The following is a 19,987-nucleotide window of genomic DNA, read 5'->3' as shown; positions in this document are numbered from 1 at the left end:
CCCTGTGTTGATCGAGCACGCGCTGCTGTCCAGCGCGTTCGAGGCGGCGCCCGGTGACACCGGACCCAGGAAGAATCCGACGTCGCTCGAGTACATCCACAGCCCGTTGCCCCCGCGGTCATAGTGCAGGAAGCAGAAGGGCTGCCCGCCCCCATTGGCTGCCGCCGCGATCAGGAACTGCACCCAGCCGAATGCGCTGCCCGCAAACCCGGGCGGGTCCGGATACGTCAACGTAAACGTCTGGCTGGAACCACTGCCGGCGTTCGGCCCAACCGTCATCGTCCCCAGCGTTGCGGCCAACGACGTCCAGGTACCCCTCTGCACCCAGCCCGAGTCGATGCCCGACCGGTCCAGCGTGCGCATGTAGATGTTGCGCACACTCGCCTGCTTGAACACCAGGTTCGCGTTCAATGTCAGCGTTGTTCCGGCGCCAACTACACTCGAAGCCGAAGTGTTCAGCGCGCATAGCGAGTTCTGCAGCCCGTTCGACAAGGTACCCGGAGTCACCGGGCCCACGAAGAATCCACCATCCCCGTAGAACCACAACCCGTTCCCCGCCACGTCATAGTGCACAAAGCAGAACGACTGGCCGCCTCCGTCCGGGCTCACGCCGAACAGCATTTGGATCCACGCCAGATTGTGATAATCGTCGGCCACCGCAAACACTCCGGTGAAGGTCTGCGTCGTGCCGCTGCCGCTACCAGGTACCACCGAAACCGGAGTGGGTCCGGAGATGATGATCGTCGGATTGCTCGCCTGCCCATCCAGTAGCCCGCCGCCCGTCACGCTCACCTGGTTCGTCACCAGCGCCGGAGCCCCCGACGAAACATTCACCGTCACGGTGATGGCCGGGTAACTGGCGCCGGCCGCCAGCGAGTTGCTCCGCGTACACGTACTCCCTCCGGCCGGACACGACCATCCGCTGCCCGCCATCGATACCAGCGTCATGCCCGCCGGCACCGCCTCGGCTACCGTCACCGTCCCGCTGGTCGCCCCGCCACCACCCGGATTGGTCACCGTCACCGTGTAAGTCGCGTTCTGCTGCCCTTGCGAGAAATTCCCGGCATGGGTTTTGGTGATGCCCCAGGTGGCACTCTGCACCGTCAAGGTAACCGGGACTGTCACCGCGGAGGTCCCTCCGTTGAACACCGCCTGTCCGGTATGAACCCCGGCCGTCACCGGCACGCCGCCAGGAGAGCCGGCCACGTTGAACGTGATCACCCTCGACGTCGCACAACAGTTGCCCGATGGTGTGATCGACAACCACGAGCCGCCGTTGCCCGCCGAGGCCGTTGCCGTGAAGTTCAGGGCCGAACCGTTGCTGTTCACTGTCGCCGTCTGCGATAAGGGGTTGGCTCCTCCAAATGGCATGCTGAAGTTGAGCCCGCTCATCTGAGTGAAGATGTTCGTTCCCAGTTGAACACTCACGGGCACCGTCACACTGCTGCTGCCGCTTTCAAACAGGAGTTGGCCTGTATACTGGCCGGCCACCAAGCCCAGGCTGGGTAGATTGCCCGGCACGATGCTCACCGTCACCGTCGATGGCGCCGAGCCGCTTGCGGTCGACACCTGCAGCCACGCGCCGTTGTCGAACGTCATCGGCGTGACTGTCCAGTTCAAGGGCCCCGTACCCATCCTCCGCAGCGTCAACGATTGACTCGCTGGGCTGCCCCCCGTCGCGGCGCCAAAGTACATCTGCCCCTGCACGTTATCGAAGAAGGACTGGCTGCCGGGTGCTACCGTCAGCGTCACCGGCACCACCATTGCGGTGGACCCGTTGTCCAGGATCACCTCTGCTGTATACGTTCCGGCCGCCATGCCCACCGGAGCGGCCACCGTAATCGTCAGCACGCGCGGCGTCGAACAACAATTCCCGGTCGGCGAAACCGTCATCCAATTGCCGCCGTTGCCGGTCGCACCCGCCACCGAAAAGTTCACGCCCGCGCCAATAGTCGTCGCCGTGACAATCTGCGGCAGGGGATTCGCGCCCGCCTGCGGCATCGTGAACTGCAGCCCGTTCACCTGGGCGTAGCCGTTCCCGCCCACCACCACGCTGATCGGCACGGTGACACTGCTTAGCCCGGAAAGGAAGAGCACCTGACCGGTGAAGACGCCGGCCACCAACCCCTGGTTCGGCAGGTTTTGAGTGACGATGCCGATACTCACATTGGACGGCGCGGTTCCATTGACTGCCGAAACGGTCAGCCAGTTGTTGCCGTCGAACGTGCTCGTCTGCGCCGTCCAGTTCAGCGTTCCTGTTCCTCGATTGCGAAGCTGCACCGTCTGCGGAGCCGGATTGCCCGCATGCGTGGCCAGCGAGTAGCTCAACTGCCCCGGCACGTTATCGAAAAACGGCTGGTTCGTCGGGGATACGGTCAGCGTGACCGGAACCGTCTGCGAGGTCGCTCCGGTGTACAGAGAGACTTGCGCCGTGTACGTCCCGGGCAGCATGCCCACCGGCGCGGCGACACTCAGCTTGATCGGCCTCGTGGTGGTACAGCAGTTGCCGGTCGGCGTCACACTCAGCCACGCCCCTCCATTGCCGGTCGAAGCGGCCACGCTGAAGTTCATCGGCGAAGCCGTGTGGGTGGCAGTGATGACTTGCGGCAGGGGATTCGCGCCACCCTGCTGCATGCTGAAATGGATCCCGTTGATCTGGCCAAAAACATTCGCTCCCACCTGCATACTCACAGGCACCGTCACCGTACTGCCGCCACCCATGTCGAAGAGCAGCTGCCCCGTGAAGACACCGGCCACAAGACCCCCATTGGGCAGGTTGGCGGGAACGATGCCCACCGTCACCAGCGAGGGCGCGGTTCCGCTTGTGCCCGCCACCGTCAACCAGCTGCCTCCGTCGAATGTCGTGGCCTTGACACTCCAGTTCAGGGTTCCGGTCCCGCGATTTCTGATCGGCAGCACCTGCGGCGAGGGTGCCGCGCCCGCCAGCGTCATCGTGAAGCTCAACTGGCCGGGCACGTTATCGAAAAATGTCGTAGCCGCCGCGGCGACTGTCAACGTCACCGGGACGGTCACCGACGTCGCGCCGCTGTACGCAATGATCTGGGCCGTGTAGGTGCCTGCCGGCATGGCGGCCGGAGCATTTACGCTTGCCACCAGGGCTCTCGGTGTCACACAGCAGTTCCCTGAGGGCGTAACACTCAGCCAGTTCCCTCCCGTCGCACTGGAGTAGGCCACGCTGAAGTTCATAGCCGCTCCCAGGCTCGCGATCGTGACGTTCTGCGGCAGCGGGTTCGGGCCTGCCTGCTGCATCGTGAAGCTGATTCCGTTCACCTGCTGAAAGCCCTGTCCCACCGCTACCGTAATTGGCACCGTAATGCTGCTGCCCGAGGTGAGAAACAACAGGTTGGCGGTGTAGACTCCTCCGGTCAGTGCCCCGTTTGGCAGGTTCGCGGGCACGATTCCGATGGAGATTTGGGACGGAGCCGTGCCGCTCGTGCTCGAAACCGTCAGCCAGTTGCCGCCATCATGTGTCACCGGCGTCAGCGTCCAGTTCAGCGTGCCTGGCCCCGCATTGCGGATCTGCAACAGTTGATCGGGCGGTGGGTTGGTTGCGGCGGTTGGCAGCGAAAAGCTCAATTGGCCGGCCGTGTTATCGAAGAAGGGATTGTTCAGTGGCGCGATCGTCAGCGTGATGGGGATCACCATCAACTGGGACCCATTGTCCGCCAGGATCTGGCCGAAATAACTCCCCGCTGCCAGCGAAACGATGGGATTCGCACTGATCGTAATCGCTCGCGGCGAAACGCAGCAGTTGCCCGAAGGGCTGACGCTCAGCCACGTCCCCCCCAGCGAACCGGATGTGGCCGATGTGCTGAATCCGAACTCTGCCCCCTGGCTGGCAATGGTGATGGTCTGGTCCAGTGGATCGATACCCGCATACGGCTTTGTGAAACTCAATGCATTCACCTGCGACATCGCGTTCGTTGCGATGGTTAAGCCGATCGGAACCGTGATGATACTCGCTCCCCCCGCTGTCTGGAATAGGAGTTGGCCGCTGTACGTGCCTGCCGTACTGCCGCCATTGGGCAGGTTCGCGGTATTGATGCCCACCGTGATCAGGGATGGCGCCGTGCCCGAGGACGACGACACCGTCAGCCAGTTGCCTCCATTGGAAGTTGCTGTGGTTAACGTCCAGTTCAAACTCCCCACGCCGGCGTTACGCACCTGCACTACCTGCGATGGCGGATGGCCACCCGGCTTCATCGAGAAACTCACCTGCCCCGGGGTGTTGTCAAAAAACGTCCCCGCCACCGGAGCCACAACCAGCGTCACCGGCACTGTCTGCACAAGGGCGCCGGACGTAAAAACAACCTGGCCCGTGTAGGTGCCCACCGCCATCGCCGCACTCGTAGTCACCACCACTCTCACTCCTCGCGGAGTTACGCAACAGTTCCCCGAAGGCGAAGCCGTCAGCCAGTTGCCGCCCGATGACGTCGAAGCCGAAACTGAGAAACCGAAATTCGCGGCCGTGGTGCTCGCCACCGCCAGCACTTGCGGCAGGGGATCGTCAGCGCCAAATGCCTTGGTGAAGTGCAGCGGATCAATGTGCGCGAACTGCTGTGCCAGAAGACCGCCCGGCAGCGCCAGCGCCACCGCCAGCAGGGCAACCGCCCGCAGGAACCCTTGAATAAGGCGGTGCGCGTTCAACACGCGATCGCGAGACACACCTGTGACCTGAGTCGTCTTTGGCTGCATGATCCCTCCATTGCTCCTCTGCATGCGCCGCCACCCCATCGGTGGCATCTTCGCGCTAGCTTCCCGGGTGGCGACAGTATAAGGCCATCGGCTCTTTGGGTTGAAGATCTTTTCTGACATTTTCTGGACAGGATCCTCCGGCCTAGTACTCATGGCCTTTCCTGTTCGCTGCGGCAAAAGCGCAATTCCGGCCTGTCTGGACAGCATCTGACTCGAACCTCCTCCGCCTCATCCGTTCCCCCGCTTCGAAGACCAACGTGCCAACCAGGTGCAATGCCCACAACGCATCCCCTCTCGGCTCTGCCTGCCCGCCCATCTGACGGCTGACCCCATGCTTGGCTGAACACTGCGCGCCTGTGACCAACACGACGGCCGCCCATCCTTCTGCGTGTGCCCAAACAGCCGATAACGTCCGTGAGCGGATGACCTCTGAATCGCCCCGCTCCCTCCGGCAGAGGCCGCCAATCCGGCGCCGTCTGGTCCTCACCGCGCATTGCGCGGAAATCTGCGCGAAACCGTCATGCTGCCCGGATTATTCGTGAGCTTCGTCGAACTGGACCCCAAGTGCCCGCGCGCCTCCCGGAACTCCGCCACTGGTCAATCCCCCTGCGCCAAGGCTCGGCACCTTGCGGCGCGGCGCACCGGAACCTGAACGACGGCCTGCTCACTCAGCCATCACTCGGAACCGCAAGAATTGAGAGACACCCTCCGCTTTCAGCCGATAAGTCCATCGTTGATCGGCCCAGCCTTCCGGCTGTGCCAAAGCGAACGTGTATCTGGACCAACAGTGGAAGCAGTCGTCAGCCGTCTACCAATCCCCGGTGAACGCGAGCGTGGTGCCGTTTGGGTTTCGTCCTTCCGCGCCCCGGCCGGCTCCCTCCGCACCAGCCCGGACCAACCGGCCCGCCCTGGGTCCCCCCCACCTCGGATCGGTGGCCTCTGATGGCAACACTCCTGGGCCGGACTCTCACCTCCGGCGAACAGGCTATCCTGGAACCCGTCCGGGATTGCCTCGCAAGTCCCAGGAAAGCTCCGCGCGATCTTTGGCGGGATCTAGGTCTCCCGGCGCCGGCCCCGCTCTTCGCAGTCGTACTCTCTCTCATCCAAGTGCCGCCTGTGACGCTGGAGCATCGCGCCCTCTGCGACTACCTCATCAGTGTTCCGGAGTTCCTCCCCTTCCTCTCCAGCCCAGACTCTTTCAGCCGCGCGGCCTTCGTGCTCATCGGCCGCGCAATGCTCCTCGTGGACTCTCGCTTCGACGCAAAACTGGCCAATGTCCTCTTCACGCAGGACCCACCCCAAACTCAATCGCTCCTCCATGTCCTCGGTGCCTTGGACGAAATCTCGCCCGGTGGCCGCCTTACCCTGACCCTGGCCCGCCTTCTGCGGGACTGCTCGCCCGCCGTGGCTTCCAAAGTGGCCATGCTCCTCGCCCGCCGCGTCTCCAACCCAACTTGGGTCGACAGCCAGCTCTCCTCCGGCAATCCGCGCTTGAGGGCGAATATCGTGGAATCCCTTTGGGGTGTCGATACACCCCATGTCCGCGCGCGCTTGACCAAAGCCATCGAAGACTCCAACAACCGCGTCGCCGGTAACGCCCTCTACGGGTTGCACTTGCTCAAGGATCACCGCGTCGCCCACCATCTGCAGTCCATGCTGGCGCACGAACATCCCTCCTTCCGCGCCACGGCCGCCTGGGTCGTGGGCAAAACCGGAGAACGCCGCTACCGCGAACCCCTCCTGCGGGTGCTCGGAGACCGGAACAGTACCGTCCGCGACGCCGCCCGCCGCGCCATCCTGAACTTGCCCGCCGAGGAGAATTCCTGCCCGGCCCCCCACACTGCCCCGCCGCTCGTCACAGACCAATTACCCCAGCCGCCACCTCAACCGGAACCGGCGATCGAAACACCCACTCCCTCCGCTCCGCACAACGAGAGCCCGCGGGACACTTCCTTCAACCTCAATCTGGACGGATCGTTCAAGCAGTTGGCCCGCAAGTCCTAATCCCCGCTCAACCGAAACTCGGCCCGCACCTGCGCGCACAGCATCATTGAGCCGCGAACGTAAGTGAGTCGGTGGAGTCACCGCAAACCCCCAGCCCACCCCATGCGGTCACTGGCGAACTGGAAAAATCTGTTCTTTTGCTCTCAGGCACTTACGTACTCCTGATACAGGAAAGGCCTTGCATCGCCTGCTATGCTCAGCACCGTCCGGGCCGCGCAAGCGCGTACCGGCAGCGCAGGATGCTGGTCGACGGACAAGTATCCTGCCTGATCTTTGAAATCCTCACCTCCGCTTCTCCCGATGAGACCGCCGCGCCGAGCTAGGCGAACCCCAATGCCCCGGCAAATCGACGCTCGTCCCAATCCACCAGCTCTGAGCGATCAAAGCCATTCCGCCCCGGCGTCGGCGGTCAGATCGAATCCCGCAACCAGCACGCGAACCCGAATCCATCAGATTTGAGGGACCAAAGCCATTCAATCTCGACCCCGGCGGTCTGATAGAGTTGCTACAACGAGCACCCGCCCCCCCAATCCGCCAGCTCTGAGGGATCAAAGCCATTCAATGTTGACCCTGGCGGTCTGGTAGAATCCCGCAACCTGCGCATGCCCCCAATCCACCAGCTCTGAGCGATCAAAGCCATTCAGTCCTGAAACCTGCTGGCCGATCGAGCCCCACCAACGAGCACCCCCCCTTCAATCCACCAGTTCTGAGTGATCAAAGCCATTTATTCCCCGGGTGTTCTCCAGGCCGGAAGGCCCATCTGCTCACTTTGTTTACTTGACCCCCGCCCTCACCCATGGTTCACTATCCCTAGAACGATACCCCTAGCATAATAGGTATGCCTCCACAGAACTCCGCCCAAACCGCCCTCGACCTCCTGGTCCTGACCCTGCTCGACCGCCGCGGACCCCTCCACGGCTACGCCATCGCCAACTTCATCGAGGACCTCTCCGACGAGGCCCTCAAGGTCGAGGAAGGTTCCCTCTACCCCGCGCTCCACCGCATGGAGGAGAAAGGTTGGGTCGCCGCCGAGTGGACCATCACCGGCAGCAAACGCCGGGCCCGCCAATACAGCATCACCGCCCAGGGCCAGGGCCAGTTGTCCGCCGAAGCCCAGCGCTGGGCTGGCTTCTCCATGGGCGTCGCCCGGGTTCTGCAGCAGGCGTAAGGAGTCCCCATGAGCTGGCTATCCCGCTTCAGGAATGCCCTTCGGCCGGAACCGCTGGAGTCCGAACTCGACGACGAGTTCCAGGAACACCTCGAGCAGCGCGCCAAACGCCTGGAGGCCAAAGGTCTCTCGCCCGAGGAGGCCCGCCGCCAGGCCGCCCTCCGTTTCGGCAACTCCACCCTCATCCGCGAACGCAGCCGCGACATCCGCCTCTGGTTCGGCCTCGAAACCGGCCTCCAGGACCTCCGCTACGGCTGGCGCGCCCTCCGCCGCAACCCCGTCTTCGCCATCACCGCCATCCTCTCCCTCAGCCTCGCCATCGGCGCCAACACGGCCATCTACTCCGTCGTCGACGCCGCCATCCTGCGCAAACTGCCCGTCCCGGACCCGGACCGCCTGATCTACCTGGCCACAACCCCCGTCCAGCAACCCGGTTCCGAACCACGCGACGAGAACGTCTCCTTTAGCTATCCTCTGCTCTCCCGCTTTCGGGAGGCGGCTGGCGACTCTGCCCGGTTGGTGGTCGCCGGCTATCCCGGCCGCGGCGAGGTGCATGAATCGGCGCCTGGCGCGCCCCTCGAGAAGGTCACCCGGGCCTATGTTTCCGGAGAATTCTTCCAGGTATTTGCCGTCACGCCGGCACTGGGCCGCCTGTTCACGGCCGCCGAAGACAAGGTCCCCGGCGGGCACCCTGTGATGGTCCTCAGCTATGACTACTGGCAACGCCGCTTCCACGGCGATCCCGGTGTCCTCGGCCGTACACTGGTCCACGAAAAGGTGCTCCATACGATCATCGGCGTGGCGCGTGAGGGCTTCTTCGGCAATGAGCCCAGCCGCTTCGTCGACGTCTGGATGCCAGCGATGATGTATCAAAAGCAGGCCTTCACCAACGAAGGCTGGCAATGGATGCGCATCGCCGGACGCCTCAACCCCGGCGCGACTCGCGAACAGTTGGCTGCCCGCTTGCAGCCGGTGCTCAGCCAGTTCAACACGAACAGGCTGAAGCAGTTTGCGACGGCGCCCGCCGTGCTCGTCAAACAGATCCTGGCAATGAAGATCTTCGTGCAATCCGGAGCGCGCGGCGTATCCAGCTTCCGCACCACCTTTGCCCGTCCTCTCTGGATTGTGCTCTGCGTCGCGGCCGCCATCCTGCTCATCGCCTGCGCGAATGTCGCCAGCCTGCTGCTGGCCCGGGCGTCAGCCCGCGCCGCCGAGATGGCGATGCGCATCTCCCTGGGCGCCGCCCGCTTGCGCCTGGTCCGCCAATTATTGACGGAGAGCCTCATGCTGGCCGGCCTGGCTGGAATCGCGGGCTGGCTCATCGCCCGGTTGGCGGCCCCAGCGGTCGTCGCCATGCTGGCTACCTCCGGAGACCCCTACCGGTTCGTCCTAGCCCTGGACTCCCGCGTCCTCCTCTTCTGTGCCGTTACCTCCGCCGTGGCCACCCTGCTGTTCGGCATGCTGCCGGCCTGGCAGGCTTCCGGGACTCAGCCCATGCAGGTGCTCCGAGGCGTGGCCAGCCACGGCGGCCGCCTGCGCCTGGGACGCCTCTTCGTCAGCATCCAGGTCGCCTTTGCCTTCTGCCTCGTCATGGCCGGAGCCTGTTTCCTCTTCAGCTTAAGAAACCTGCGGGCCGTCGACGCCGGCTTCGACCCCCACCAACTCGCCCTCTTCTCCATCAGTAACGAGTTGGGAGATAAGGATCCGCGGCGCCTGGGCCTGTTGCTCCAGGTGCGTGACCGCGTGGCGGCACTGCCCGGCGTACAGGCAGCGGCTGTCGCTCCCTGGGCAGTCCTGGAAGGCAGCACCTGGACCGACCAGATCTTCCTGCCCGGCAAACCGCCCAGTGAACGGGAAGAGATCTTTTACCCCGTTTCGTCCGGCTACTTCCAGACGATGCGGACCCGGATGTTGGCTGGCCGCGACTTCATGCCGCGCGAAACCCAGGAGGATCCAGTCATCGCCACTGTGGTCAACATGGCCTTCGTTCGCCAGTATTTCCAGTCAGAAGACCCGGCGGCCGCGATCGACAAACCATTTCAACGCTCGAGCCAGCCCAGGATGGTGAACCACCGGATCGTCGGCGTGGTCAACGACTCCCACTACTACAGTCTGCGGAGGGCGCCCGCCCCGATGGTCTACATGCCGCTGAATGGAGATCGCTACTTCAGCCTGCATGTTCGTTCCGGCCTCGATCTGCCTTCCCTCTCCAGGCTGGTCGAAAGGGAAGCCGCGGCCGTCGGCTCAGGCTCCCGCCTCCGCGAAATCTCCACGCTCGAAACCCTCATCGGCAACACCCTCCTGCGCGAGCGCCTGCTGGCCGTCATCGGCGGTACCTTCGCCCTGCTGGGTCTGGTCCTGGCCGCCATCGGCCTGTTCGGCCTGCTCAACTACTCCGTCGCCCGCCGGACCCGTGAGATCGGCATCCGTTCCGCCCTCGGCGCCCAGCGCGGCGAAATCGTCATGTTGGTGGGTAAGGACTTAGCTGGCATGGTCGGCGGGGGCTTGCTCACCGGACTCTTGGCGTCGCTGGGCCTCATCACCCTGGTGCGCTCCCTGCTGTTCGGCATCCGCACCGTAGACCCGCTGGTCATCGGCTCAGCCACCGCCATCTTCGCGCTGGTCGCCCTGCTGGCCGGAGCCTTCCCCGCCGGCCGGGCCGCCGCCGTTGATCCGGTGGTGGCCCTGCGCAGTGAGTAGCCGCTAGAACTTGTAGTTCAGCTCAATGTAGGCGAACTGGGCGTTCTGGTCGTTCGGATAGATCGCCCGCATCGCCGCCTTGCCGTCCACATACGCATAGAAGCCGGTGATGCTCCAGTTCTTGTTCACAGTCCAGTCGATGCTTGTATCCCACTGATTTGCCAGGCTCTTCGCCTTGCCGGTGTTGCGCCCGATGAAGCCGAAACTCCAGGGTTGGAACGCGCCGCCACCCACATACCAGAGATCGTTGCGATTGGTCAGCGCCAGGGAATGGAACTCCGACCGGATCGTTACTGCCTTGTGCGGCCGCAGCGCCAGAATCCCGTAGATGTCCCGGTTGTTCATCATGTTGTAGAACGGGATGCGCGCATACGGGCGCGGCGTCGGCAGCATCTGGAAGTAGGACCCATGCCTGTTGTCCGTCGGGTCGTTGTCGCCGCCCGTCCGCGTAATGCCCCCCATCAGCCACGGCTTCAGCTTCGGCATCGCCTTGGGCTGCCACCCGGCTTCGAGGTCAAAGGCGTTCGACCTGTGATCCTGCCGGCCCCACTTGCCGCTCTGCAGCATCCCCCACAGCATGAAGTCGAAGATGCCGGCCGACGTCTCGGTCCTGTGGATGTAGTGGCCGCCGTAGGTCCCGATCCGGATGTTGTTCATATCCGCCAGCCGCACAGCCGCCGCCCGGTTGTCCGTCTTCAGCACGTGGCGCCAATCCTGGTAGTAGACCGCCAGCGCCCGCCATTCACCCACGTTCCTGCCCTTGCCCACCTGTCCGGTGGCGGAACCGTACGAGAATCCGGTCTTGAGGTTGCCCCACCCATCCACCTGGAATGCACCGCGGGTCGTTAGGGCACTGACCACTGAATAGGTGATCGCCCCCTTCGACGCCTTGTACTCGAAACCGTCGAAGCTGCGGCCCACATGCGACCAGCCAAATGGTCCGATCAGGCGCTGGTTAACGCGGTCGCGTTTGAGCGCCGCCAGGGTCGCATCCTTTGGCGTAACTTCTCCGCCGTCCATCCACTCGAAACGGCCCACACGCAGGCTCTGGTCCTTGTCGCCGAACAGGCCTTTGAAGCGCAGATAGCCCTGCTTCGGGAAGATCATTCCGGCAAACCGGTGCGCTTTGTTCGCCCCATAGTAATTCCCGCCCAATCCGAGCTGGAGCTGCGGTGCGACCGAAATCGCGTCATCCGGCAGGCTCAACAGGAACGGCGCCGCCAGCTCGAACTGCCAGTCCACCTTCTTGGTGGTCTGCGCAAAGCTCAGCTTGAAGATGTTCCCGCTGAAGGCATAGTCGTTGTTCGCGGCGCCCTGGAAGTAATCCCAGATCTCAGTCCTGGAGCGCAAACTCCCGCTAATAGTTACACTTCCGACCTTGATCGGGTCCTGGCCGAAGGCGGCCAAACCGTAGAGAGAGAGCGAGAGAAGTACTGTGGTGCGCATTAATTTAAGGCTATCGAGTCCTGAATTTCAGAAATGTGACCTGAGTCACTGTGAAGGTTTCATCCATGATATAAATTCGAGGCAATGAAAGAAAAGGGCGCCATCACATCGCTGCTGCTCGGGATCCCCCTGGGTGTCCTGATGGGCGTCGGTGTTTACACGTTCGGCTATGCCCGCGGCGCCTCCTATCTGACCGACGACCCCAAGGCTTGCGCTAACTGCCACGTCATGCGGGACCAATATGAGGGCTGGATGAAGTCGAGCCACCGCAAAGCCGCGGTCTGCAACGACTGCCACACGCCGCACGGCTTCCTGCCGAAGTACTTCACCAAGGCCCTGAATGGCTTCCATCACTCCCTGGCCTTCACCTCCGGAAGATTTCCAGACGACATCCAGATCACCGCGCGCAACCACAAGGTGGCCGAAGAGGCCTGCATGAAATGCCATGAAGACATCACCGATGGCATCCGGTCCACGCGCCACAAAAAAGACGATATCGCCTGCACCACCTGCCACCGCAACGTAGGCCATCAGCACTAATCGGGGTTTCATTTCACCATGCCAGCCAACAATTCGAAAAAGCTACTCATTCTTGCCATCCTTTTCACCGCCGTCGTGACGGTGGGCATCACTGCTTTGCTGGTGAATATCCTCGAGCACAAGCAGGAGTCGAAGAATGCCTTCTTCCGGGTCGTGGAACTGACCGATGAGACGGACGACCCGGCCGTATGGGGCAAGAACTTCCCGCTGCAGTACGACGACTACAAGCGGACGGTGGACCAGACCCGGACGCGCTACGGCGGCAGCGAGGCCTTGCCGCATGCCCCCACCCAGGCCGACCCGCGTTCCGTCGTCGCGCAGAGCAAGATCGATGAGGACAAACGACTCAGAACCATGTGGGCCGGCTACGCCTTCTCAGTCGACTTCCGCGAGGAGCGCGGCCACTCCTACATGCTCGACGACCAGCGCTATACAAAGCGCGTGACCGAGTTCAAGCAACCCGGCACCTGCCTTAATTGCCATGCGTCGACCTACAACATCTACAAGAAGCTCGGCGATGGCGACATCTTCAAGGGCTTCGACAAACTGAACCACACGCCCTACCTGGAAGCGGCCAAGCTCGCCAAGCACCCCGTCAGCTGCATCGACTGCCACGAGCCCAAGACGATGCAGTTGCGCATCACGCGGCCGGCGTTTATCGAAGGCATCCGGGCCTACAAAGCCTCGCAGGGTGTCCAGAACTATGACGTGAATACGATGGCCACGGCCCAGGAGATGCGCAGTTTCGTGTGCGGGCAGTGCCACGTGGAATACCACTTCAAGGGTGACGAAAAGCGCCTCACCTTCCCATGGAAGAACGGGCTGAAGGCGGAGAACATGTATGCCTACTACGAAGAGATCAAGTTTAAAGATTGGACCCACAAGGAGACCGGCGCTCCGGTGCTGAAGGCCCAGCATCCGGAGTTCGAATTCTGGAATCAGGGGATTCACGCGCGGTCCGGCGTCGCCTGCGCCGACTGTCACATGCCGTATAAGCGCGAGGGCGGCACCAAGGTCTCAGACCATTGGGTGCGCAGCCCGCTGTTGAACATCAACCGCGCCTGCCAGGGTTGCCACCACTTCCCCGAGGAGGAGATGAAGGCCCGTGTGGAGCAGATCCAGGCGCGCTTCCACGAGTCGCGCGACGTCGCCATGGACGCTCTGATGGCCTTGATCGAGGACACGAAGAAGCTGCGCGAGGCCGGCGCGACCGACGATCAGCTGAAGGATGCCTGGGCGGCCCAGCGCAAGGCCCAGTTCTTCATCGACCTGGTGGAGGCTGAGAACTCGGGCGGATTCCATGCGCCGGGCGAGTCGCTGCGGGTACTCACCCAGGCACTGGACACCATCCGGAAGGGCCAGTTGTCGCTGCGCGGCATTACCGTGGTCAAAAAGGCGCAAGCGGGCGTTGGCGGTAGGTCCGGCCACGGCGACTAGCCGCTGGCAGACGCCGCAGCCTATCGCGAAGATTCAAATTTTCAATGCATTCGGGGCAGAATCTGCCCATTCGATAGCCTGTTGGGACGCTACACTAGGGATGACCCATGAACCGTACCGGGCTCCTGCTGTGCCTGATCAGCTCCCTTGCACTCGCCGCTTGTCATGCTTCGGAGGGTCCGGCGACCTCCTCCACGAAATCCGCTCCTGAAAAGGCTGCGGCCACTCCGCCGAAACCCGCCAACCGGGAAGCGGACGATGCCGCCCGATTCCTCGCCGGTATGCCCGGCCTGGAAGGCAGTGCCTATAAGGCTCTGGAAAGCCAGAAGGCCTGGATCGACCATGCTCGCCAGATGGATGAAGCGTGGGCCGGCTTCGAGAAGCGCCGCAAGGCGGGCATGACCAAGTTCCAGCGATCCGAGCTGGTGGGTGCTCCGGTCGACGGCAGCCCGATCTGGTATCCCTTCTCCGGCGGTGACGCCCTGACGATGCTGGTGTTTTTCCCCGGGCACACCACTTACTCAATGGCTGCGCTGGAGCCGCCGGGCCGCATACCCACCGCCGCTCAGTTCGAGAAGCTCGACTTGGGCAAGGAGCTGCCGCAGATCGCCAGCACGCTGTCCTCGCTGCTGGGTAAGAGCTTCTTCGTCACACGCGAGATGGACCGCCAGTTGCGCGGCCAGGTAACGGACGGGGTGGCCGAGCCGATGCTGATTCTGCTGGCCCGGCTGGGCTACCAGATCAATGGCTACCAGTATGTCCAGTTGGACGAGAACGGGAAGCTGGTTCCTCGCGCGGTCGATACCCAGCGCGCCGCCTTCGGCCGGAACCGCGGACTGTCTTTGGAGATCGAGCGGGCGGGCGAGAAGCCGGCCACCCTGGTCTACATCTCACTGAATCTGGACGACGCCCATATGAAGGACAATGCGGCCTTCAAGACTTACGTGGCCGGGTTGGGCAAGAGCTGCACGCTGCTGAAGTCGACATCCTATATGATGCACAGCGACGGCTTCAAGCAGATCCGCCAGATGGTGCTGGACGACAGCGCCCTGATCATCCAGGACGACTCCGGTGTGCCGTGGAAGTACTTCACCCCGGAGCATTGGCAGGTCCAGCTGTATGGCGATTATGTGTCACCGTTCGGCGCGGACTTCCAGTTCCGCACCCAGAAAGACCTGCGGGCCGCCTACGAAGCGCAGCGCAAGGACGTCAAGCCGATGGCCTTCCGCATGGGCTACGGCGCGGGCAAGATCGAATCCAATCTGCAGGTTGCGCGCCACAAGTAGCGCTGCCAACAACCAGTTCAAACGTACGGGGCGGAGCCGATCCGCCCCGTACGTGCGTCTGGACGTGAAAAAGCCCGGAGCGCCGGGTCAGGGCGCGCCGGGCAGTAGTTCCCGCAGGAGATGGGACAGTTACTTCTTCAGAAGCCGGATGTTGCCATTGGAACTGGTGAGGTCCAGCAGGGCGCCACCACCGTTCAGTTGGCCGCTGACGCGGGTCTTGCTGAACTGATTGGTGTTGATGGAGATGTCCGAGGTGATGCTGCCGTTCGAGGTGGAGGCGCGCAGGTCGGCATGGATGTTCTCGGGCACGCGCAGGTTGATGGACGAGTTCGAGGTGCTGGCGCGGACCGCATTGTTGTTCCACGAGTCGAGCGTAGCATTGATGCTGCCGTTGGAGCTCTCCAGGTCCATCGACCGGCCGGTTTCCAGCGAAACGATCTGGACGTCGATGGAGGAGTTGGAGGTGTGCGCGCTGAACGCGCCTTCCACGCCGTCGGCCTTGATGCGGCCGTTGGAGGTAATGATGGTGGCGGCGCCCTTGAACTTATCCAGCTCGACGCTGGCGTTCGAGGTGGTTGCTTCCAGGGAACCCTCGACATTCCAGACTCGGATGGAGCCATTGGAGGTCTTCAGCCGGGCATTGCCCTGGATGGATTCGACCCGCATGCTGCCGTTCGAGGTCTGGATGTTGTCCAGAATGGCCTTCTTCGGAACCTTGATGACGAAGCGGGCTCCGCAGTTGCAGTTGCGCTCCATGGGCCGCAGCGCGCGAATACGGAGGGAGCCGGGATCGGAAATGACGTCGATCTTGAGATCCTTCATGACCTCTTCACGCGAGGCATACTTGGTGCCGCTGATATCGACCCTGTCTCCATCCCAGCCGAGGACTTCAACGGAACCGTTGAAGGTCTCCAGCACGACCCGGCCGCCGGGATTGAGCTTGTGCTGATAGGAGAACTCCTCCTTATACCGGTCTGAGTTGCCCCAGTCCGACGGATCGATGTCGCAGCCGGTGAGCGAGAGGGTTCCAAAGACTAGAGAGAGTGCGAGCCAGTTTCGTTGCATAGAGACCTCGTCGTCTTTACTACGGACCAAGCGGCGGCAATGTTCCGAAACTTCGCCCTTTGTGCCAAAAAAGCTGGTCGCAGGCCGGGGCTGGTGGAAACGGCCAAGGGGCTGGAAACTGTCGTACGGTTTGACGGTGAGGGCTTGGGCGTCATGTTAGCCTGAACTTAATGAAGAAGTTACTGGCGCTGAACAGAGGGGAAATTGCGATTCGGATCTTCCGTGCCGCCAACGAGTTAGGGCTCGGAACGGTGGCTATTTACAGCCAGGAAGACCGGTTGAGCCTGCATCGCTTCAAGGCCGACGAAGCCTACCTGATTGGGGAAGGCATGGGGCCGGTCCAGGCCTATCTGGACGTCGAGGGCATCGTTTCGCTGGCCAAGGAGAAGGGTGTTGATTTCATCCACCCCGGGTATGGATTCCTGAGCGAGAATCCAGCCCTGCCCAAGGCGTGCGCCGCGGCAGGGATCACCTTCGTCGGGCCGAGCGAACGAATCCTGGAGATGCTGGGCGATAAGACCGCGGCGCGGCGCCTGGCGCACGAGGCCGGTGTACCGACCCTGCCTGGAACCGAGAAGCCCGCCGCAAGCTTCGAGCAGGCCAAAAAGCTGGCTCCGAAGATCGGTTTCCCGTTGATTCTTAAGGCTGCTTTCGGCGGCGGCGGGCGTGGTATGCGGGTGGTGACCAAGCCCGAGGAACTGGAGGCGCGGTTCCACGAAGCGACGGCCGAAGCGCAGGCGGCGTTTGGCAACGGCGCGGTGTTCATGGAGCGCTACATCCGGCGCGCCAAACACGTGGAAGTACAGATTCTGGGAGATACACGCGGCAACATGGTCCACCTGTGGGAGCGTGACTGCAGCGTGCAGCGGCGTCACCAGAAGGTGGTGGAGGTGGCTCCGGCGTTCGGGCTGGATCTCAGGATTCGCCAGGAACTGTGCGCGGCGGCCGTCAAACTGTGCTCGCACGCCAAGTATTACAGCGCCGGCACGGTGGAGTTCCTGGTGGACGTGGACTCCGGCGAGTGGTTCTTCATTGAAGTGAACCCGCGCGTGCAGGTGGAGCACACGGTGACCGAGGAAGTGACGGGCATCGACATCGTGCGGGCCCAGATCCAGGTGGCGCATGGACTGGAGCTGCATGGCGCCGAGATGGGCATTCCACCGCAGGACGAGATCCGGGTGACCGGAGCGGCGCTGCAGTGCCGCGTGACGACCGAGGATCCGGCCAAGAACTTTCTACCCGATTACGGCAAGATTCAGACCTACCGTTCGCCCGCCGGCTTCGGTGTGCGCCTGGACGGAGCGTCGGCCTATGGCGGAGCGGTGATCACGCCCTATTACGACTCGCTGCTGGTGAAGGTGACGACGCGCGGCAACAACTTCGTGCAGGCCTGCCAGCGCATGGACCGCGTCTTGCGCGAGTTCCGCATTCGCGGCGTGAAGACGAACATCCCGTTCCTGGAGAACGTGATCCACAACGCGAAGTTCCAGGCGGGCGAGGCGACGACGACCTTTCTGGAGCAGACACCGGAGCTGTTCCGGTTCAAGGCCCGGCAGGACCGGGCGACACGGCTGCTAACCTACCTGGGCGACGTGATGGTGAACGGGAATCCGGAGATGGCGAACCGGGTGGCGCCGGCGACGACGCGGACGGCTCCGGCACCGGAGCACAACGCGGCCGAACCGCCCAAGGGTACGCGGCAACTGCTGGACGAGTTGGGCGCGGCCGGGTTTGCGGAGTGGACCCGCAACCAGAAGCGGCTGCTGGTCACGGATACGACGATGCGCGACGCGCACCAGAGTCTGATGGCGACGCGCATGCGGACCTACGACATGCTGCAGATCGCCAACTATTACTCCCACCGGTTGAGCGGGCTGTACAGCCTGGAGATGTGGGGCGGGGCGACCTTCGACGTCACCATGCGATTCCTGCACGAGGATCCCTGGATGCGGCTGAGGCGGCTGCGGGAGCTGGTGCCGAACATCTGTTTCCAGATGCTGTTCCGGGCGTCGAATGCAGTGGGCTACACCGCGTATCCGGACAACGCCGTGCGGCGCTTCGTGGAAGTGGCGGCGGCGGAAGGCATGGACATCTTCCGCATCTTCGACTCGTTGAACTGGCTGCCGAACATGAAGGTGGCGATGGAAGCCGTGCGGCGGACGCCCAAGGTGTGTGAGGCGGCGATCTGCTACACGGGCGACATCCTGGACCCGAAGCGCGACAAGTATCCGCTGGCCTACTACGTGAAGATGGCCAAGGAACTGGAGAAGATGGGCGCGCACGTCCTGGCGATCAAGGACATGGCCGGGTTGTTGAAGCCCTATGCGGCGCACAAGCTTGTGAAGGCGCTGAAGGAAGAGATCGGACTGCCGCTGCACTTCCACACGCACGACACCAGCGGGCTGAACGCGGCTTCGATCCTGAAGGCCAGCGAGGCGGGGGTAGATGCGGTGGACGCGGCGCTGTCGTCGATGAGCGGTTCGACTTCGCAGCCCAACCTGAACTCGATTGTGGCGGCGCTGCAGCACGACCGGACGCGCGGGACGGGGCTCGATTTCGAGGCGCTGAACCGGGCGTCGGACTACTGGGAAGTGGTGCGGGCGAACTATGCTCCGTTTGATACGGCTCCGCGGTCGGGGACGGCAGACGTGTATATCCACGAGATGCCGGGTGGGCAGTATACGAATCTGAGGGAGCAGGCCGAGAACCTGGGCCTGGGTCCGAGATGGCCCGAGATCGCGCGGATGTACGCGGACGTAAACCAGGCGTTCGGGGACATCGTGAAGGTGACGCCCTCGAGCAAAGTGGTGGGCGACATGGCGCTGTTCCTGATCCAGCACGGCATGACGGTGAAGGAGTTCGAGAACCTGGGCGCCGGGCACAGCCTGAACATTCCGAACTCGGTTGTGGAGATGTTCGAGGGGACGCTGGGCGAGCCGGAGGGCGGCTGGCCAAAGAAGATCTCGAACGTGATTTTGAAGGGCAAGAAGGCGGGCAAGGGCCGGCCGGGCGCAAAGTTGGCGCCGATCCAGTTCGACGAAACGCGCGTGGTGGTGGAGAAGAAGACGGGCCACAAGCCATCGGAGACCGATCTGATGAGCTATGTGATGTACCCGGATGTCTTCACGAAGTTCGACAGGGCGCGAGCCGCTTATGGGGACCTGACGGTGCTGCCGTCCCCGACGTTCTTCTATGGGATGAAGACTGGGGAAGAGATCACGGTCGAGATTGAGGCTGGCAAGTCGCTGGTGATCAAGTTCGTGGCGGTGGGCGACCCGCATCCCGACGGGACGCGGACCGTATTCTTTGAACTGAACGGCCAGCCGCGCGAGGTGACGATCCGGGACCGGAAGCTGAAGGCGGAGACGAAGGCGCATCCGGTGGCGGATGTAGCGGTGCCTGGCCAGGTGGGCGCGCCAATTCCGGGGGCGGTGACGAGTATCGCGGTGGAACTCAACCAGGAAGTGAAGAAGGGCGAGAAGTTGCTGGTGATGGAAGCGATGAAGATGCAGACGACGGTATATGCTCCGGTGGCGGGCCGCATTAGTGCGCGGCATGTTGCTGTCGGGCAGACCGTGCAGCCGAAAGATCTTCTGATAGTGATCAGTTAGAAGTCCGGCTCGAA

The 19,987-nt window shown here is 63.0% G+C and carries 10 protein-coding genes; 7 read left to right on the top strand and 3 right to left on the bottom strand.

What is annotated here, in order from left to right; all coding sequences use genetic code 11:
- Window positions 1-4,716, bottom strand: a 4,716-nt coding sequence (locus ACR9Y2_RS38565) for a beta strand repeat-containing protein (RefSeq protein WP_435047245.1), incomplete at its 3' end; no start/stop codon positions are given.
- Between the two features lie 942 nt (window positions 4,717-5,658).
- Here ACR9Y2_RS38565 and ACR9Y2_RS38560 point away from each other — a divergent pair.
- From ACR9Y2_RS38560 to ACR9Y2_RS38550, 3 genes are all read left to right on the top strand, one after another.
- On the top strand, window positions 5,659-6,720 hold the full coding sequence (locus ACR9Y2_RS38560; protein WP_435047244.1) for a HEAT repeat domain-containing protein: 1,062 nt from the start codon (window positions 5,659-5,661) through the stop codon (window positions 6,718-6,720).
- Between the two features lie 838 nt (window positions 6,721-7,558).
- On the top strand, window positions 7,559-7,888 hold the full coding sequence (locus ACR9Y2_RS38555) for a PadR family transcriptional regulator (RefSeq protein ID WP_435047243.1): 330 nt from the start codon (window positions 7,559-7,561) through the stop codon (window positions 7,886-7,888).
- 9 nt (window positions 7,889-7,897) lie between these two features.
- A complete protein-coding gene (locus tag ACR9Y2_RS38550; RefSeq protein WP_435047242.1) occupies window positions 7,898-10,588 on the top strand; it encodes an ADOP family duplicated permease in 2,691 nt (896 codons plus the stop codon).
- Between the two features lie 3 nt (window positions 10,589-10,591).
- Here ACR9Y2_RS38550 and ACR9Y2_RS38545 read toward each other — a convergent pair whose 3' ends face one another.
- Window positions 10,592-12,034: an alginate export family protein gene (locus ACR9Y2_RS38545; RefSeq protein ID WP_435047241.1), complete on the bottom strand. Its 1,443-nt coding sequence runs from the start codon at window positions 12,032-12,034 to the stop codon at window positions 10,592-10,594.
- A gap of 84 nt (window positions 12,035-12,118) precedes the next feature.
- Here ACR9Y2_RS38545 and nrfH point away from each other — a divergent pair, with 84 nt between their 5' ends.
- The 3 genes from nrfH to ACR9Y2_RS38530 all read left to right on the top strand — a co-directional run bounded on the left by nrfH (window position 12,119) and on the right by ACR9Y2_RS38530 (window position 15,297).
- A complete protein-coding gene (gene nrfH, locus ACR9Y2_RS38540; RefSeq protein WP_435047240.1) occupies window positions 12,119-12,574 on the top strand; it encodes a cytochrome c nitrite reductase small subunit in 456 nt (151 codons plus the stop codon).
- 18 nt (window positions 12,575-12,592) lie between these two features.
- A complete protein-coding gene (locus tag ACR9Y2_RS38535) occupies window positions 12,593-14,011 on the top strand; it encodes an ammonia-forming cytochrome c nitrite reductase subunit c552 (protein ID WP_435047239.1) in 1,419 nt (472 codons plus the stop codon).
- Between the two features lie 107 nt (window positions 14,012-14,118).
- Entirely contained in the window at window positions 14,119-15,297 is a 1,179-nt protein-coding gene (locus tag ACR9Y2_RS38530) for a hypothetical protein (protein ID WP_435047238.1), read from the top strand.
- Window positions 15,298-15,426: 129 nt separating this feature from the next.
- Here the strand turns inward: ACR9Y2_RS38530 and ACR9Y2_RS38525 are convergent, their stop codons facing one another.
- On the bottom strand, window positions 15,427-16,362 hold the full coding sequence (locus ACR9Y2_RS38525; protein ID WP_435047237.1) for a DUF4097 family beta strand repeat-containing protein: 936 nt from the start codon (window positions 16,360-16,362) through the stop codon (window positions 15,427-15,429).
- A gap of 170 nt (window positions 16,363-16,532) precedes the next feature.
- On the opposite strand from ACR9Y2_RS38525, the gene ACR9Y2_RS38520 reads away from it, so the two are divergent.
- On the top strand, window positions 16,533-19,973 hold the full coding sequence (locus tag ACR9Y2_RS38520) for a pyruvate carboxylase (protein WP_435047236.1): 3,441 nt from the start codon (window positions 16,533-16,535) through the stop codon (window positions 19,971-19,973).
- Window positions 19,974-19,987: the final 14 nt, after the last annotated feature.

Origin of the sequence: Paludibaculum fermentans, from assembly GCF_051172195.1 — a bacterium.
In the GTDB taxonomy this organism is placed as follows: Bacteria; Acidobacteriota; Terriglobia; order Bryobacterales; family Bryobacteraceae; genus Paludibaculum; species Paludibaculum fermentans_A.
The sequence above is the reverse complement of the archived record's forward strand: the minus strand, read 5'-3'. Positions and strand labels throughout refer to the sequence as shown.

Coding starts and splice junctions, on each gene's coding strand:
- ACR9Y2_RS38530 (WP_435047238.1), top strand. CDS start 14,119: ATGAACCGTACCGGGCTCCTGCTGTGCCTGATCAGCTCCCTTGCACTC.
- nrfH (WP_435047240.1), top strand. CDS start 12,119: ATGAAAGAAAAGGGCGCCATCACATCGCTGCTGCTCGGGATCCCCCTG.
- ACR9Y2_RS38525 (WP_435047237.1), bottom strand. CDS start 16,362: ATGCAACGAAACTGGCTCGCACTCTCTCTAGTCTTTGGAACCCTCTCG.
- ACR9Y2_RS38550 (WP_435047242.1), top strand. CDS start 7,898: ATGAGCTGGCTATCCCGCTTCAGGAATGCCCTTCGGCCGGAACCGCTG.
- ACR9Y2_RS38545 (WP_435047241.1), bottom strand. CDS start 12,034: ATGCGCACCACAGTACTTCTCTCGCTCTCTCTCTACGGTTTGGCCGCC.
- ACR9Y2_RS38555 (WP_435047243.1), top strand. CDS start 7,559: ATGCCTCCACAGAACTCCGCCCAAACCGCCCTCGACCTCCTGGTCCTG.
- ACR9Y2_RS38560 (WP_435047244.1), top strand. CDS start 5,659: ATGGCAACACTCCTGGGCCGGACTCTCACCTCCGGCGAACAGGCTATC.
- ACR9Y2_RS38520 (WP_435047236.1), top strand. CDS start 16,533: ATGAAGAAGTTACTGGCGCTGAACAGAGGGGAAATTGCGATTCGGATC.
- ACR9Y2_RS38535 (WP_435047239.1), top strand. CDS start 12,593: ATGCCAGCCAACAATTCGAAAAAGCTACTCATTCTTGCCATCCTTTTC.